The sequence below is a fragment of the Paraburkholderia sp. BR10937 genome (assembly GCF_040965695.1).
Classification (GTDB): Bacteria; Pseudomonadota; Gammaproteobacteria; order Burkholderiales; family Burkholderiaceae; genus Paraburkholderia.
The window spans coordinates 33,168-47,620 of record NZ_JBFRCL010000001.1 but is presented as its reverse complement, the minus strand read 5'-3'; the positions used below and the strand labels follow the sequence as shown (position 1 = coordinate 47,620).

13 protein-coding genes are annotated in these 14,453 nt (G+C 66.9%); 12 read left to right on the top strand and 1 reads right to left on the bottom strand.

From position 1 onward, the window contains the following. Window positions 1-101: 101 nt before the first annotated feature. Window positions 102-1,697 carry an MDR family MFS transporter gene (locus AB4Y44_RS00220; protein WP_368698394.1) on the top strand — a complete coding sequence of 532 codons (1,596 nt, stop codon included), beginning with the start codon at window positions 102-104 and terminating at the stop codon, window positions 1,695-1,697. Window positions 1,698-1,772: 75 nt separating this feature from the next. Then, window positions 1,773-2,249, top strand: coding sequence for a MarR family transcriptional regulator (locus AB4Y44_RS00215; protein ID WP_342919417.1), 477 nt, complete (start codon window positions 1,773-1,775; stop codon window positions 2,247-2,249). A gap of 23 nt (window positions 2,250-2,272) precedes the next feature. Here AB4Y44_RS00215 and AB4Y44_RS00210 read toward each other — a convergent pair whose 3' ends face one another. Then, window positions 2,273-3,553 (bottom strand): amino acid deaminase, encoded by a 1,281-nt coding sequence (locus tag AB4Y44_RS00210; RefSeq protein ID WP_368695702.1) that lies wholly within the window; start codon window positions 3,551-3,553, stop codon window positions 2,273-2,275. A 127-nt stretch (window positions 3,554-3,680) separates the two neighbouring features. Here AB4Y44_RS00210 and AB4Y44_RS00205 point away from each other — a divergent pair, with 127 nt between their 5' ends. The 10 genes from AB4Y44_RS00205 (at window position 3,681) to araH (ending at window position 14,426) form a co-directional block, all read left to right on the top strand. Then, window positions 3,681-4,613, top strand: coding sequence for a MurR/RpiR family transcriptional regulator (locus AB4Y44_RS00205; protein ID WP_368698393.1), 933 nt, complete (start codon window positions 3,681-3,683; stop codon window positions 4,611-4,613). A 34-nt stretch (window positions 4,614-4,647) separates the two neighbouring features. Continuing rightward, window positions 4,648-6,129 (top strand): D-aminoacylase, encoded by a 1,482-nt coding sequence (locus tag AB4Y44_RS00200; protein ID WP_342919414.1) that lies wholly within the window; start codon window positions 4,648-4,650, stop codon window positions 6,127-6,129. Window positions 6,130-6,213: 84 nt separating this feature from the next. Continuing rightward, window positions 6,214-6,603 carry a RidA family protein gene (locus AB4Y44_RS00195; RefSeq protein ID WP_028201897.1) on the top strand — a complete coding sequence of 130 codons (390 nt, stop codon included), beginning with the start codon at window positions 6,214-6,216 and terminating at the stop codon, window positions 6,601-6,603. A 500-nt stretch (window positions 6,604-7,103) separates the two neighbouring features. After that, window positions 7,104-8,051 carry an IclR family transcriptional regulator gene (locus AB4Y44_RS00190; RefSeq protein ID WP_368698392.1) on the top strand — a complete coding sequence of 316 codons (948 nt, stop codon included), beginning with the start codon at window positions 7,104-7,106 and terminating at the stop codon, window positions 8,049-8,051. Then, entirely contained in the window at window positions 8,048-9,064 is a 1,017-nt protein-coding gene (locus tag AB4Y44_RS00185; RefSeq protein ID WP_368698391.1) for a 2-dehydro-3-deoxygalactonokinase, read from the top strand. Before AB4Y44_RS00190 ends, AB4Y44_RS00185 begins: the two co-directional genes overlap by 4 nt. 85 nt (window positions 9,065-9,149) lie before the next feature. Beyond that, the gene (locus AB4Y44_RS00180) at window positions 9,150-9,827 is read left to right on the top strand and encodes a 2-dehydro-3-deoxy-6-phosphogalactonate aldolase (RefSeq protein WP_342919411.1); all 678 of its coding nucleotides are present in this window, start codon (window positions 9,150-9,152) and stop codon (window positions 9,825-9,827) included. After that, window positions 9,824-10,603 carry an SDR family oxidoreductase gene (locus AB4Y44_RS00175; protein ID WP_368698390.1) on the top strand — a complete coding sequence of 260 codons (780 nt, stop codon included), beginning with the start codon at window positions 9,824-9,826 and terminating at the stop codon, window positions 10,601-10,603. The genes AB4Y44_RS00180 and AB4Y44_RS00175 overlap by 4 nt, the downstream gene beginning before the upstream one ends. Before the next feature lie 152 nt (window positions 10,604-10,755). After that, the gene (locus AB4Y44_RS00170) at window positions 10,756-11,757 is read left to right on the top strand and encodes an arabinose ABC transporter substrate-binding protein (protein ID WP_342919409.1); all 1,002 of its coding nucleotides are present in this window, start codon (window positions 10,756-10,758) and stop codon (window positions 11,755-11,757) included. A 105-nt stretch (window positions 11,758-11,862) separates the two neighbouring features. After that, window positions 11,863-13,374 carry an L-arabinose ABC transporter ATP-binding protein AraG gene (araG, locus tag AB4Y44_RS00165; protein ID WP_342919408.1) on the top strand — a complete coding sequence of 504 codons (1,512 nt, stop codon included), beginning with the start codon at window positions 11,863-11,865 and terminating at the stop codon, window positions 13,372-13,374. Between the two features lie 23 nt (window positions 13,375-13,397). After that, the gene (gene araH / locus AB4Y44_RS00160) at window positions 13,398-14,426 is read left to right on the top strand and encodes an L-arabinose ABC transporter permease AraH (RefSeq protein ID WP_342919407.1); all 1,029 of its coding nucleotides are present in this window, start codon (window positions 13,398-13,400) and stop codon (window positions 14,424-14,426) included. Window positions 14,427-14,453 lie beyond the last annotated feature (27 nt).

The window sequence follows — 14,453 nt, the reverse complement described above, 5'->3', positions numbered from 1 at the left end:
CGACGACGAGGGCATCGCCGCCGTACGACGCCCCAGTGTAGTGGATCGGACCGTGCTATGATGATAGATATTTGACGCGTCAACCGTTGCTGGATCAAAAAATGGCCGTTCATACCGCCGCCCACCATTCGAGCGGGCAGGTTCTGCCGTTCCGGGAGTCGCTGCTCGCGATGCTCGGCATCTCGTTCGTGACGATGCTCGTCGCGCTCGATCAGACCGTCGTCGGCACCGCGCTGCCGACCATCGTCGCCGAACTGCGCGGCTTCGAGCTTTACGCGTGGGTCGCCACGTCCTATCTGCTCACCTCGGTCATCACCGTCCCCATTTTTGGGCGACTCGGCGACTATTACGGGCGCAAGCCGTTCGTGATCGCGTCGATCGTCGTCTTCACCGCCGCTTCCGTGCTGTGCGGCGCGGCTAACAGCATGCGGTTCCTCGTGATCGCGCGCGGGTTGCAAGGTATCGGCGGCGGCATGCTGGTCGGCACGGCATTCGCCTGCATTCCCGATCTCTTCCCCGATTCCGTCGTGCGCCTGCGCTGGCAGGTGCTCATGAGTTCCGCTTTCGGTATCGCCAATGCAGTCGGGCCGTCGCTCGGCGGCCTTCTCACGCAGTACTACGGCTGGCGTTCCGTGTTCTACGTGAATCTGCCCGTTGGCCTGCTTTCGCTGTTTTTCGTCTGGAAGTATCTGCCGCATCTGCGCCACGTCGCGCACGAGGCACGCATGCGGCTCGACTGGCCAGGTGCGCTCCTCATCGCGGTCGCACTCGGCAGCCTGCAACTCTTCGTGGAACGTCTGCCGGGGCGTGGCCTCACCGCTTCGGCCATCGGCCTGCTCGCTCTCGCGCTGGCAGCCGGCTGGGCGCTCTGGCAATGGGAGCGGCGCTGCCCCCAGGCCATCCTGCCCGTCGACATGTTCCGCAACGCGAGCCTGAATGCGCTTTTCACGCTCGCCGTGCTGGGCGGCTTCACGATGTTTTCGCTGCTGTTCTACGCACCGCTCCTGTTCCAGGGCGGCTTCGGCATGACGCCGAAGGAAGCGGGCGTCGTCATCACGCCGCTCGTGGTGTTCATCACGATCGGCAGTATCGCGAACGGGCGCATCGTCTCGCGCATCCGCAATCCGAACCTGATGCTCTACATCGGCTTTGCGATGATCGCGGCAGCCTGCTTCGCCGTCGCGCTCGCCACCCGCAACACGCCACGCGGCCTGCTCATGACGCTCATGATCGTGGCTGGCATCGGCCTGGGCTTCGTCATGCCGAATCTGACGGTGTTCGCGCAGCAGACCGCGGGGCGTGAGCATCTGGGCATCGCCACGGCGCTGTTGCAGTCGCTGCGGATGATCGGAGGCATGATCGGCACGGCGCTCACCGGCACGATGGTCACGCAGCTCTACTCGAGCGGCGTGCGACGCGCGCTGGACGCAGACCACGCCACGCACTGGCTGCCGCAACTCGCCGACCCGCAGATCCTCATCAACCGCGACGCGCAGGCTTCACTGATCGCCGATCTCGCGCACGCCGGGCATAATGGCGCGCCGCTGCTCGAAGCCGCGCGCGAGGCGCTCGTGGGCGCGATTCACCTGGGCATTGCCGTGGCGGCGGCGATCGCGGTGGTGTCGATCTGGCAAACCCGGCGCGTGCCGCCTGTGAAGCTGCAGCGCAAGGTGGAGCCCGTGATTCACGCCGATTGAGACGTTCCGCCCCTGGCGGGCACCGGCACAGACCCCGGCAAACGCGCGGCAATGAAGCCGGCAGGAAAACAAAGCATGGAAATTCAGGATCGCATCGCCATCGTGCAGCAGTTTGGACGGACCTACCGGACGTTCATGTCGGCGTTCGAGGCGCAGGTCGGCCATCCGCTGCCGCGCTGGCGCATTCTGCTCGCGCTATACGAGCAGAACGGCGAGTCGTCGCAAAAGCGGCTCGTCGAGCGGCTGCGCGTGGACCCGGGCGCGCTCACGCGCCAGTTGAAGGCGCTGGAGGCGCTCGGCTGGATCGCGCGCCGCGCCGACGAGCGCGACAACCGCATCACCAACGTGACGCTGACCGACGCCGGCCGCGCCGTGACCGAAGAGGGGCTGCCGCGCCGCAACGCGTTCCTGAACGTGACGATGTCGCTGCCCGACGACGCGCTCGCGGCGCTGTCGAGCGCGTTGGGGATGATGGAGGCGCGCATCGGCGAGGCGGCCACTGCGGCGGCCGCGCCTGGGCAGGCTCAGGAGGCCGCGCCCGAAGCGGGCTGAGCCTGCACCGATGCGCGCTGCGCTCAGAAGAACGTCTCGATCACTTCCGTCACGCGATACTTCGCATCGACCATCAGCACCTGGCGCCACTTGTCGAAAGTGAGGCAGGGGTGCGAGATGTCGAACGCGATCATGTCGCCGACCTTGAGGTCCGCGCCCGCCGGAATCTTCAGGTAGGCGTGCTGATCCATCATCTGGAACACTTCCCAGCCTTCGCTTGCCGCCACTTCGCGCGGCGCGCCGCCGTTCGCGGGGCGGTAGTGGCGCGACGGCTCCGGGAAGCCCGCGTCGAACGCGGCGTCGCGCTTGCCGAAGCCGATGATGGCGCGGCCAGGCTCCGGAATCGACTGCACGTAGGCCCAGAGCTGCAACGCGGGCAGCAGCGCCACGCCCATCTCGCGGGCCACGGGGTTGCGGGTGAGGATCTGCGACTGAGCCTGCTTGTAGACGCCCACGTCGTGCGTCACGTAACAGCCGGGGCGCAGCACCACGTCGATCGCGCCCGCCTGCGTGGCCGGCGCGAACTCCTCCGCGACGATGTCGTACCAGGCCGAGCCCGCGCCCGAAAGCAGCGCGGGCGTGCGCGCGAAGCGGCCGGCGGCGGCCAGTTCCTGGGTGACGTTCAGCGCGTCGCGCAGGAAGGTGCGCACTTCGCTTTCTTCCTTGAGGATGCCCTCGTAGATTTCCACGCCCGCCAGCTTGAGCGAGTCGGGATAGCGCGCGATCGCCGCGAGTACGGCGTTGCGCGTGTCGGTGTCGCGCACGCCCGTGCGGCCGCGCGGCACGCCCAGTTCGAGCAGCACCTGCAGCGTGCGGCCCGATGCGCGGAAGAACTCGCCCAGATGCTCCACGCCTTCCACCGAATCGACGAGGCAGAAGAACTCGAAGGTTGCGTCGCTGAGCAGCTCGGCGATGATCGCCATGTTGCGCCGGCCCACGAGCTGGTTCGCCATCAGTACGCGCGTGATGCCGCCGCGGTAGGCGGCGCGCGTCTGGTGCGCCGTGGCGAGCGTGATGCCCCACGCGCCGGTGTCGATCTGGCGGCGAAAGAGCTGCGGCGCCATCGTCGTCTTGCCGTGCGGCGCGAGCTTCACGCCATAGCGCGTGACGAACTCCTGCATCCACTTGAGGTTGTGCTCGACGCGGTCGGCATACAGCACCGCAGCGGGCAGGCTCACGTCCTCTTCGAGTAAATTCCATTCGAGGCGCCCGGCGTCCCCGAGCGGTACGCTCGCGCCCGGTACGTTGCCAAGGCCCTTGCTGTTCGGGTCGATCGTTGCACTCTGATAGTTTGTAACTTTCATTTCCCTTCGCTCCATATGCTTCATGTGTCCCAGCTACGCTGGAGTCCTACGAACCAGCGTTGACTCGGAGATAGTACACAAAGTAACATCGCTTCGTGAATTGTTATTTATTAACAGACTCCCTGCAATGAACACCGCCGCCGATCCGGCCCGCTTCGACATCGTCGCGCGTATTGCGCAATGCGTGCCCGAACTGCGTCCGGCCGAGCGCGACGTGGCCGCGCTCATTCTCGACGATCTTGCCGGCGCCGCGCGCGCGAGCATCGGCGAGCTGGCGCAGCGCGCGGGCGTGAGCATTGCCTCCGTCACGCGCTTCGCGAAGGCGGTGGGCTGTCACGACGTGCGCGAACTCAAGCTGCGGCTCGCCCAGGCGGCCGCCGTGGGCGACCGCTTCCTGCGCGGTGCGGCAACTGGCGCTTCCGAAGGCGCGGGCAAGCCGCGCGCGGCCGACGCCAACGGCGAAGCCGAACCGCTGGCCACGCGCGTCTACGACGAAATTCACACGGCGCTCGCGCGCAACCACGAGCTGCTGTGCCAGGCGCCGCTTGCGCAAGCCGCCGCGGCGCTGGCGCAGGCCCGCATGATCTACGTGTTCGGCATGGGCGGCGGCTCGAGCGCGCTCGCCGACGAAATGCGCTTTCGCCTCGTGCGCCTGGGCCGTCCGGTGGCGTCGTACCAGGACAGCCTGCTGCAGCGCATGGTGGCGAGCACACTCTCGCCCGAAGACGTGATCGTCGCGCTTTCCGTAACAGGACGCGTGCCCGAACTCGTCGACGCGTGCCGCATCGCGCGCGACTACGGCGCGAAGCTCGTCGCGCTCACCGCGCCGGCTTCGCCGCTCGCCGCGCTCGCCGACTGGCTCGTGCCGATCGTCGCGAGCGAGACCGATTTCATCTACAAGCCATCGTCGTCACGTTACGCGATGATGATGGCGCTCGACGTGCTCGTGACCGAACTGGCGCTTGCGCAACCCGAAGAAAGCCGCGAGTTGCTGCGCCGCATGAAACACACGCTGGATGCGCATCGCGGCGGCGGCGAACGTCAGCCGCTCGGTGACTGAGCGTCCAGCCAAGAGCCATCCTGAGGAGACGCGTATGCATTCGCACCCCGAAGCCGCCGACACGCTGATCGTCGGCGCCATGCTTTACGACGGCACCGGCGCGCCGCCCGTCGAGCGCGACGTGGCGCTGCGCGACGGTCGCATCGTCGCGATCGGCAACCTGTCGAACTGGCTCGCGGAAGAGGTGATCGAGGCCAATGGGCGCGCGCTTGCGCCGGGTTTCATCGACGTCCATACGCACGACGACACGCACGTGATCCGCGCGCCGCAGATGCTGCCCAAGATCAGCCAGGGCGTGACGACGGTGGTGGTCGGCAACTGCGGGATCAGCGCGTCGCCGGTGACGCTCAGGGGCGATCCGCCCGACCCGATGAACCTGCTCGGCGAACGCGACGCGTTCAGCTATCCGACGTTCTCCGCGTACGTGGACGCGGTCAACGCGGCGCGGCCCGCCGTGAACGTGGGCGCGCTGATCGGCCATACGGCGCTGCGCAACAACCACATGAACGACCTGAAGCGCGCCGCCACCGGCGACGAGATCGCGGCCATGCGCGCGCAACTCGAAGACGCGCTCGCGCACGGCGCGCTCGGCCTTTCCACGGGCCTCGCGTACGGCTCGGCCTTCGAGGCTTCGACCGAAGAGGTCGCCTCGCTCGCCCAGCCGCTCGCCGCCGCCGGCGCGCTCTACACGACGCACATGCGCACGGAGTTCGACGCGATTCTCGAAGCGATGAACGAGGCGTACCACATCGGCCAGCACGCGCGCGTGCCAGTGGTGATCTCGCATCTGAAGTGCGCGGGTCCTTCCAACTGGGGACGCAGCACGGAGGTGCTCACGTCGCTCGAAAACGCGCGCAAGTATCAGCCGGTCGGTTGCGACTGCTATCCGTATAGCCGTAGCTCTTCGACGCTGGATCTCAAGCAGGTGACGGGCGACATCGACATCACGATCACGTGGTCCACGCCGCACCCGGAGCAGGCGGGCAAGCTCATCAAGGACATCGCGGCCGAGTGGGGCGTGTCGCAGCAGGAAGCGGGCAAGCGTCTGCAACCGGCGGGCGCGGTGTACCACAACATGTCCGAAGACGACGTGCGCCGCATTCTCTCGCATCCGGCCACCATGGTCGGCTCGGATGGACTGCCCAACGATCCGCTGCCGCATCCGCGCCTGTGGGGCGCCTTTCCGCGCGTGCTCGGGCACTACGCGCGCGACGCGGCCTTGCTGCCGCTCGAAGAGGCGGTGCGCAAGATGACGGGCCTGTCGGCGCGGCGCTTCGGCCTTTCGCAGCGCGGCGAGGTGCATGTGGGCTGGCACGCCGATCTCGTGCTGTTCGACCCCGCCCGCGTGCGCGACGCCGCGACCTTCGAGAAGCCGCAGCAGGTGGCGGAGGGCATCGACGCGGTGTGGGTGAACGGCGTGCTTTCGTACCGCGACGGGCAGGCCACGGGCGAGCGCGCGGGCCACTTCGTCGCGCGCGGCAAACGCGAGGCGCAGGCTGAGGCGACGGCCTTTTAAGCAGGCTTTATCGATCGAATTTCGACCCCCGGCGCGCGTGGCCCAAAAAGCCGCGCGCGCCGCACGATCTCAAAGGAGCAAACGATGAAACGAATTGGAGCGGAAGGCGGCAAGGGCCAGGGCGGACAGCATCTGCCGTTCGCGCGCGCCGTGGAAGCCGACGGCTGGCTGTACGTCTCGGGCCAGACGCCGATGGAAGGCGGCGAGGTGATCAACGGCGGGATCGTCGAGCAGTCGCACAAGGCCATCCAGAATCTTTTCGCGATCCTGAAGGAAGCGGGCTATGGCGCGGAGCACGTGGTGCGCTGCGGCGTGTGGCTCGACGACGCGCGTGACTTCACCTCGTTCAACAAGGTGTTCCGCGAGTACTTCGGCGAGCATCCGCCGGCACGCGCCTGCGTGCAGTCGAGCATGGTGGTGGACTGCAAGGTCGAAGTCGACTGCGTGGCCTACAAGGCGCCGGCCGGGAAGTAAAGGCGCGGCTTTTGGCGAGCGATACGCAAAAGCCTCATTGAGTGCCGCACGAAACGGCTGCCGGATTATCCGGCAGCCGTTTTTTCTTGCGGGGTCATGCCGACGGGCTGCTCCACGCCGGATTCTGTCCCTTATTAGCCATTCGGCAGATGGCACTCGTGTTTGTCGCTTTTCCCAATATATGAGTGACCCAATCACATATTGGAGAACTCGAAAAAACCTGCCTACAATCCAGTCCATCCGATAAGCCGCGACTGCACTGTGCGGCAAACATCGTCGGCAGACCCAGATAAATCCGGCGCACGCGCAAGACGCGGAGCGAACCGGACCGCAAAGGAGACGTTCGCCATGCTTCAGCCCGCGCTTTGCGCGGCCACGCGCCGCCCGCCGCTACCTGTCCGAGCCCCGGCCGCCCGCGCGCCGGGCCGTCTCCCGAAGCACGGTTCGCGCGCCGCCTGACGGCACGCGCCTTTCGATCGTCTCTTTTCATCGCCCTCGCCATGAACAAAGCGATGTCTTCCACACTCGCCGCGAACCTCCCCGACGAGGCCGCGCCCGAGCAAAACGCCGCGGCAAGCTCCGCGCAAGCGCAGCCGAAAGCCCGCCCCGCCGCCGACGAAATCGGCGTCGCGAGCACGTTGCTCGACGGCTCGATGCAGCAGGCCGGCACCCAGACGCTCCTGCGCGGCCTCGCGATCCTCGAAGCGGCCGCCGCCGGCGTGCGCGACCTGCGCTCGTTCGGCGCGGTGCTCGGCACGACGCGCAGTACCACGCACCGTCTCGTTTCGAGCCTCGTGCAGGCGCGCTACCTGCGCCAGGTGCAGGGCGGCTACCTGCTCGGGCCGAAGCTCATCGAACTCGGCACCATCGCGCTCGAGCAGATGCCGCTCACGGCCGTCGCCCGCCCGCATCTGCAGGCGCTCGCCGACGAAACGCTCGACACGATCCACCTCGGCGTGCGCGACGGCGACGACGTGCTGTACATCGACAAGATTCCCGGCCAGCGGGGCCTCGAAATGCGCTCGCGCGTCGGGCACCGCATGCCGCTCGCGTCCACGGGCATCGGCAAGGCGATGATGCTCGACCTCGCGCCGCAGTCGTGGCGCGACCTGTTCGACGCGTCGCGCCGCACGCTCGCGGGCGTGAGCTTCCGTCCCGATCACAGCCTCGAACCCGATACCTTCCTCAAGCGCATGGCGACTTACTCGGCGGGCGGGTACACGTTCGATCTGGAGGAGAACGAAATTTCGATCCGCTGTGTGGCGGCGCCCGTGCGCGACGCTTCCGGCGCGATCGTGGCGGCGCTGTCGGTGGCGAGCACGATTCCCTACATGCCGCTCGAGCGCATGGACGAACTGATTCCCGTCGTGCAGCGCGAGGCGCGCGCGATTTCGCAGGAACTGGGCTGGCGTGCGCCGCAGCCCACCACGCGCAGGATTCGTCGATGAAAGCACGCGAGAAGTCTGTAAGCGGCGCGGCCATCGACGCTGCGATCGCTCGCGACGCTGCGCTCATCGCGCTCGACTGGGGCACGACCTCGCTGCGCGCGTATCTGTTCGATGCAGCGGGCAAGGTGATCGCCACGCGCGTTTCGACGGCGGGGATCATGAACCTGCCCGTGCCCGCCGAAGAAGGCGGCTTCGACGCCGCCTTCGACGAAGCTTGCGGCGTGTGGCTCGCGCAAGCGCCCTCGCTGCCGGTGCTGGCCGCGGGCATGGTCGGCAGCGCCCAGGGCTGGGTGCAGGCGCCTTATGTGGAAACGCCCGCGAGCGCCCAGGCGCTGGTGGCCGGCATCGTGCGCGTGCGCGCGGCATCCGGCGCCGAAGTCGCCGTGGTGCCGGGCGTGCTGGAGCCGGGTGCGCTGCCCAACGTGATGCGCGGCGAGGAAACGCAAATTTTTGGCGCGCCTGGTGCATCGGGCGACGAAGCTGAGCCGCAAACGGCGCTCGTCGGACTGCCTGGCACGCACGCGAAATGGGTGGTGGTGGAGGGCGAGCGCATTGCGCGCTTTTATACCTTCATGACGGGCGAGGTCTACGCGGCGCTGTGCGCGCATACGATCCTCGGCCGCACGATGAAGCATCCCGTCGAGCCCGACACGGCAGCGTTCCTGCGCGGCGTGAGCGTGGCGCGCGAGCAGGGCTGCGTGGGACTGCTGGCCACCGCGTTCAGCACGCGCACGCTCGGCCTCACAGCCCAGCTCGCCGCCGACGAGCAGCCCGACTATCTCTCGGGCCTCGTGATCGGCCACGAGCTGGCGGGCCTCGAAGCAGCGCTGGCGCGACGCGACGTGGCGCTCGCTGGCTTCGCGCCGCAGCTGATCGGCGCCGAGGCGCTGTGCGAGCGTTACCGCATGGCGCTTGCCGCATTCGGATGCAGCGGCGCGCATCTCGTGCGCCAGGCGACCGAACACGGGCTTTGGCGCATCGCCGTGCAGGCCGGGCTCGTCACGCCGCGCTAAATGCGTGCCGATGGGCCGATGAATCGAACCCGCTGCAAATGCGCTGAACCGAACCAGACACGAAGCCACGCAACAGGAAGCCGACATGGAACCCGAACTGAATCTGCCCGCCCCGTACACGCCACACGCCGGCTTCGTCGCCGCGTTCGGCGCCTGCGGCATGGTCGCGATCGTGCGCGGCATCAAGCCCGCCGAAGCCGCCGAGCATGGCCGCGCGCTCTACGACGCGGGCTTCCGGTTGATCGAGGTGCCGCTCAATTCGCCGCAGCCGCTCGAGAGCATCGCGGCATTGCGCGACGCGCTGCCCGATGACGCGATGATCGGTGCGGGCACCGTACTCACCACCGAGCGCGTGCGCGACGTGCGGGAAGCGGGCGGCGAGCTGATCGTGATGCCGCACGCCGACACCGACGTGATCCTCGCCGCCAGGCTCCAGGGCCTCGCGTGCGTGCCCGGCGTCGCCACGCCGACCGAAGCGTTCGCGGCGCTCAAGCATGGCGCCGACGCGCTCAAGATGTTCCCCGCCGAGCAACTCGGCCCGGCCGTGACGAAGGCATGGCGCGCCGTGATTCCGCCGATCGTGCCGCTGCTGCCCGTGGGCGGCGTGAAGCCGGACAACATGGGCCCACAACTGGCCGCGGGCGCGAGCGGCTTCGGCCTTGGCTCCGCGCTCTACAAGCCGGGCCAAGACGCGGCGGCCACGCGTGCGAACGCGCTGGCCTTCATCGAAGGCTGGAAAGCTGTACGAGGAGCGCAAAAGTGAATCGCCTCGCGGGCAAGGTCGCGCTCGTCACCGGCGCCGGACGCGGCATCGGCGCGGCGATCGCGCGCGCGTTCGCGGCCGAGGGCGCCGCCGTCGTGCTCGCGGAGCTCGATGGCGCGATGGCCGCTGCGACGACGCGCGAGATTGCGAACGCATGCGACGGCGCGCGATCGCTCGCCGTGCAAACCGACGTGACGCAGCCCGCCTCGCTGCGCGCCGCCGTGGAAGAAGCGCAACGCGCGTTCGGCCCGGTCGACGTGCTCGTGAACAACGCTGGCATCAACGTGTTCGCCGACCCGCTCACGATGACCGACGACGACTGGCGCCGCTGCTTCGCCGTCGATCTGGACGGCGTGTGGAACGGCTGCCGCGCGGTGCTGCCGGGCATGGTCGAGCGGTGTGCGGGCAGCATCATCAACATCGCCTCGACGCACGCGTTCCAGATCATTCCGGGCTGCTTCCCGTACCCGGTGGCCAAGCACGGCGTCATCGGGCTCACGCGTGCGCTCGGTATCGAGTACGCGCCGAAGAACGTGCGCGTGAACGCCATCGCGCCCGGTTACATCGAAACGCAGCTCACGCATGACTGGTGGAACGCGCAGCCCGACCCGGAAGCCGCGCGCAAGGCCACGCTCGAGTTGCCGCCGATGAAGCGCATCGGCCGCCCGGAGGAAGTCGCGATGACGGCGGTGTTCCTCGCCTCGGACGAAGCACCGTTCATCAACGCGAGCTGTATCACGATCGATGGCGGCCGCACGGCGCTCCATCACGAATGAGCACGTTGAAAAAGTCATTCGCAGCACGAAGGAACACGAGGTTAGAACGCATACGCAGGAATCCGCCGAAGCGCTGGCCGCGCGCATCGGCGGGTAAAAGAAGAGGCGGCCGATACCCTTCCCGTGACTGAAGAAGACAGGAGACTGACAAAATGCAACGACGCATCTTTCTGACGCTGGTGGCCGCCGCAGCTACTGCCGTGTTCGCGCAAGCGCCCGTCGCGCAGGCCGCTGACCAGGTGAAGATCGGCTTTCTCGTGAAGCAGCCGGAAGAGCCGTGGTTCCAGGACGAATGGAAGTTCGCGGAAATGGCAGCGAAGGAAAAGGGCTTCACGCTGGTGAAGATCGGCGCGCCCTCGGGTGAGAAGGTGATGAGCGCAATCGACAACCTGGCCGCACAAAAGGCGCAGGGCTTCATCATCTGCACGCCTGACGTGAAGCTCGGACCGGGCATCGTCGCCAAGGCCAAGGCCGACAAGCTCAAGATGATGACGGTGGACGACCGCCTCGTCGATGGCGCGGGCAAGCCGATCGAGTCGGTGCCGCACATGGGCATCTCGGCGTACAACATCGGCAAGCAGGTCGGTGACGGCATCGCCGCCGAAATCAAGAAGCGCGGCTGGGACATGAAGGACGTCGGCGCGATCGACGTGACCTACGAGCAGCTGCCGACGGCGCATGACCGCACGACGGGCGCGACCGACGCGCTCGTGGCCGCGGGCTTCCCGAAGGCGAACATCGTCCAGGCGCCGCAAGCGAAGACCGACACGGAAAACGCCTTCAACGCCGCCAATATCGCGCTCACGAAGAACCCGCAGTACAAGCACTGGGTGGCCTACGCGCTGAATGACGAAGGCGTGCTCGGCGCCGTGCGCGCAGCGGAAGGTCGCGGCTTCAAGGCGGACAACATGATCGGCATCGGCATCGGCGGTTCGGACTCGGCGCTCAACGAGTTCAAGAAGCCGCAGCCGACGGGCTTCTATGGCACCGTCATCATCAGCCCGAAGCGCCACGGCGAGGAAACCTCGGACCTGATGTACTCGTGGATCACGCAAGGCAAGGAACCGCCGCTGCTTACGCTGACGACCGGCATGCTGGCCACGCGCGACAACGTGGAGAGCGTGCGTCAGCAGATGGGTCTCGCGTCGAAGTAAGCGCTGGATGGTAGTGGTTTAGGGTGTTTCCCGCTGCGGGGCGGCCAGCGAGCCCGAAGGGCATGAAGGCCGCGCCCGCAGCGTATCGAATGAGAGGAAACCGAAGTGTCAGCGACACTGCGTTTTGACAATATCGGCAAGGTGTTCCCAGGCGTGCGCGCGCTCGACGGCGTGTCGTTCGAGGTGAACGCAGGCGAAGTGCATGGCCTGATGGGCGAGAACGGCGCGGGCAAGTCCACGCTGCTCAAGATTCTCGGCGGCGAGTATCAGCCCGATTCCGGCCGCATCCTGATGGACGGCAACGAGGTGCACTTCGCCGATGCGGCGGCCTCGATTGGCGCGGGCATCGCAGTGATTCACCAGGAACTGCAGTACGTGCCCGACCTGACCGTCGCGGAAAACCTGCTGCTCGGCGCGTTGCCCAATGCGCTCGGCTGGGTGAAGCGCGGCGAGGCGCGCAAGTTCGTGCGCGAACGTCTTGCTGCGATGGGCGTGGACCTCGATCCGGCCGCGAAACTGCGCAAGCTCTCCATCGCGCAGCGCCAGATGGTGGAAATCTGCAAGGCGCTGCTGCGCAACGCGCGCGTGATCGCGCTCGACGAGCCGACCAGCTCGCTTTCGCACCGCGAGACCGAAGTGCTGTTCAAGCTCGTGCGCGAGCTGCGCGCCGACAATCGCGCGCTCATCTACATCTCGCACCGCATGGACGAGATCTACGAGCTGTGCAATGCCTGCACGATCTTCCGCGACGGCCGCAAGGTCGCCTCGCACGAGAAGCTCGAAGAGGTCAAGCGCGAAACGCTCGTGGCCGAAATGGTGGGCCGCGAGATCAGCGACATCTATAACTATTCGCCGCGCGAGCATGGCAACGTGCGCTTTGCCGTGCGCGGCGTGGAAGGGCATCCGCTCAACGAAGCGGCGAGCTTCGAGGTGAAGTCGGGCGAGATCGTCGGTTTCTTCGGGCTCGTGGGCGCTGGGCGCAGCGAGCTGATGCAGCTCATCTACGGCACGCACAAGCGGCGCGCGGGCGAGATCGAGCTGGACGGCAAGACCATACGCGTGAAGAGCGCGAGCGACGCGATTCGCCACGGCATCGTGCTGTGCCCGGAAGACCGCAAGGAGCAGGGCATCGTTGCGATGGCGACGGTCTCGGAGAACATCAACATCAGCTGCCGTCGCCACTATCTGCGCGCGGGTATGTTCCTCGACCGCAAGAAGGAAGCGGAAACGGCGGACCGCTTCATCAAGCTGCTGAAGATCAAGACGCCGAGCCGCCGCCAGAAAATCCGCTTTCTCTCGGGCGGCAACCAGCAAAAGGCGATTCTTTCGCGCTGGCTCGCCGAGCCCGATCTGAAGGTCGTGATTCTCGACGAGCCGACGCGCGGCATCGACGTCGGGGCGAAGCATGAAATCTACAACGTGATCTACCAGCTCGCCGCGCGCGGCTGCGCGATCGTGATGGTGTCGTCGGAGTTGCCGGAAGTGCTCGGCGTGTCGGATCGCATCGTGGTGATGCGCGAAGGCCGTATTTCGGGCGAGTTGCCGCGCAGCGCTGCGAGCGAACACGCGGTGCTTGACCTCGCGCTGCCCAAGCGCACGCAGGCCAAGGCTGCATGAGTGGACCGGGAGGAGTGACTGAAATGCAAGCAAGAGAAAACCTGGCGGCCGAGTCTGCCAACAGCGCCGCCAAGAGCGTCGCCGACGCGCTGATTCCGAGTCCCACCGACAAGCAGAAGTGGTGGCAGCAGATCACCGAGTACAGCCTGATCGTGATCTTCGCGGTCATGTTCATCGTGATGTCGCTGACCGTCGATCACTTCTTCTCGATCGAGAACATGCTCGGCCTCGCGTTGTCGGTCTCGCAGATCGGCATGGTGGCCTGCACGATGATGTTCTGTCTCGCCTCGCGCGACTTTGACCTTTCCGTGGGCTCGATCGTCGCGTTCGCGGGCGTGCTCTGTGCGATGGTGCTCAACGCGACGAACAACACGTTCATCGCCATCGTCGCTGCCGTCGCGGCAGGTGCCGCGATCGGCTTCGTGAATGGCGCGGTGATCGCGTATCTGCGCATCAACGCGCTGATCACCACGCTCGCCACGATGGAAATCGTGCGCGGCCTCGGCTTCATCGCCTCGCACGGCCAGGCCGTGGGCGTGTCGTCGGACACGTTCATCGCCATGGGCACGGCCTCGCTCTTCGGCGTGCAACTGCCGATCTGGGTCACGCTCATCTGCTTCATCGTGTTCGGCGTGATGCTCAATCAGACGGTGTACGGGCGCAATACGCTCGCCATCGGCGGCAATCCGGAAGCGTCGCGTCTCGCCGGTATCAAGGTCGAGCGCACGCGCGTGTGGATCTTCCTGATCCAGGGCGCGGTCACGGCGCTCGCGGGCGTGATTCTTGCCTCGCGTATCACGTCGGGCCAGCCGAACGCGGCCGAAGGCTTCGAGCTGAACGTGATCTCGGCGTGCGTGCTGGGCGGCGTCTCGCTGCTGGGCGGCCGCGCGACGATCTCGGGCGTGGTGATCGGCGTGCTGATCATGGGCACGGTCGAGAACGTCATGAACCTGCTCAACATCGACGCGTTCTACCAGTACCTCGTGCGCGGCGCGATCCTGCTCGCGGCGGTGCTGCTCGACCAGCTCAAGAACCGCGGCGCACGCGATTGAGTTCGCTGACAGTTTCATAAGGAAACC

Bases quoted from the DNA above. Each gene is read 5' to 3' on its own strand.
- AB4Y44_RS00220 (WP_368698394.1), top strand. From the start codon at position 102: ATGGCCGTTCATACCGCCGCCCACCATTCGAGCGGGCAGGTTCTGCCG.
- AB4Y44_RS00215 (WP_342919417.1), top strand. From the start codon at position 1,773: ATGGAAATTCAGGATCGCATCGCCATCGTGCAGCAGTTTGGACGGACC.
- AB4Y44_RS00210 (WP_368695702.1), bottom strand. From the start codon at position 3,553: ATGAAAGTTACAAACTATCAGAGTGCAACGATCGACCCGAACAGCAAG.
- AB4Y44_RS00205 (WP_368698393.1), top strand. From the start codon at position 3,681: ATGAACACCGCCGCCGATCCGGCCCGCTTCGACATCGTCGCGCGTATT.
- AB4Y44_RS00200 (WP_342919414.1), top strand. From the start codon at position 4,648: ATGCATTCGCACCCCGAAGCCGCCGACACGCTGATCGTCGGCGCCATG.
- AB4Y44_RS00195 (WP_028201897.1), top strand. From the start codon at position 6,214: ATGAAACGAATTGGAGCGGAAGGCGGCAAGGGCCAGGGCGGACAGCAT.
- AB4Y44_RS00190 (WP_368698392.1), top strand. From the start codon at position 7,104: ATGAACAAAGCGATGTCTTCCACACTCGCCGCGAACCTCCCCGACGAG.
- AB4Y44_RS00185 (WP_368698391.1), top strand. From the start codon at position 8,048: ATGAAAGCACGCGAGAAGTCTGTAAGCGGCGCGGCCATCGACGCTGCG.
- AB4Y44_RS00180 (WP_342919411.1), top strand. From the start codon at position 9,150: ATGGAACCCGAACTGAATCTGCCCGCCCCGTACACGCCACACGCCGGC.
- AB4Y44_RS00170 (WP_342919409.1), top strand. From the start codon at position 10,756: ATGCAACGACGCATCTTTCTGACGCTGGTGGCCGCCGCAGCTACTGCC.
- araH (WP_342919407.1), top strand. From the start codon at position 13,398: ATGCAAGCAAGAGAAAACCTGGCGGCCGAGTCTGCCAACAGCGCCGCC.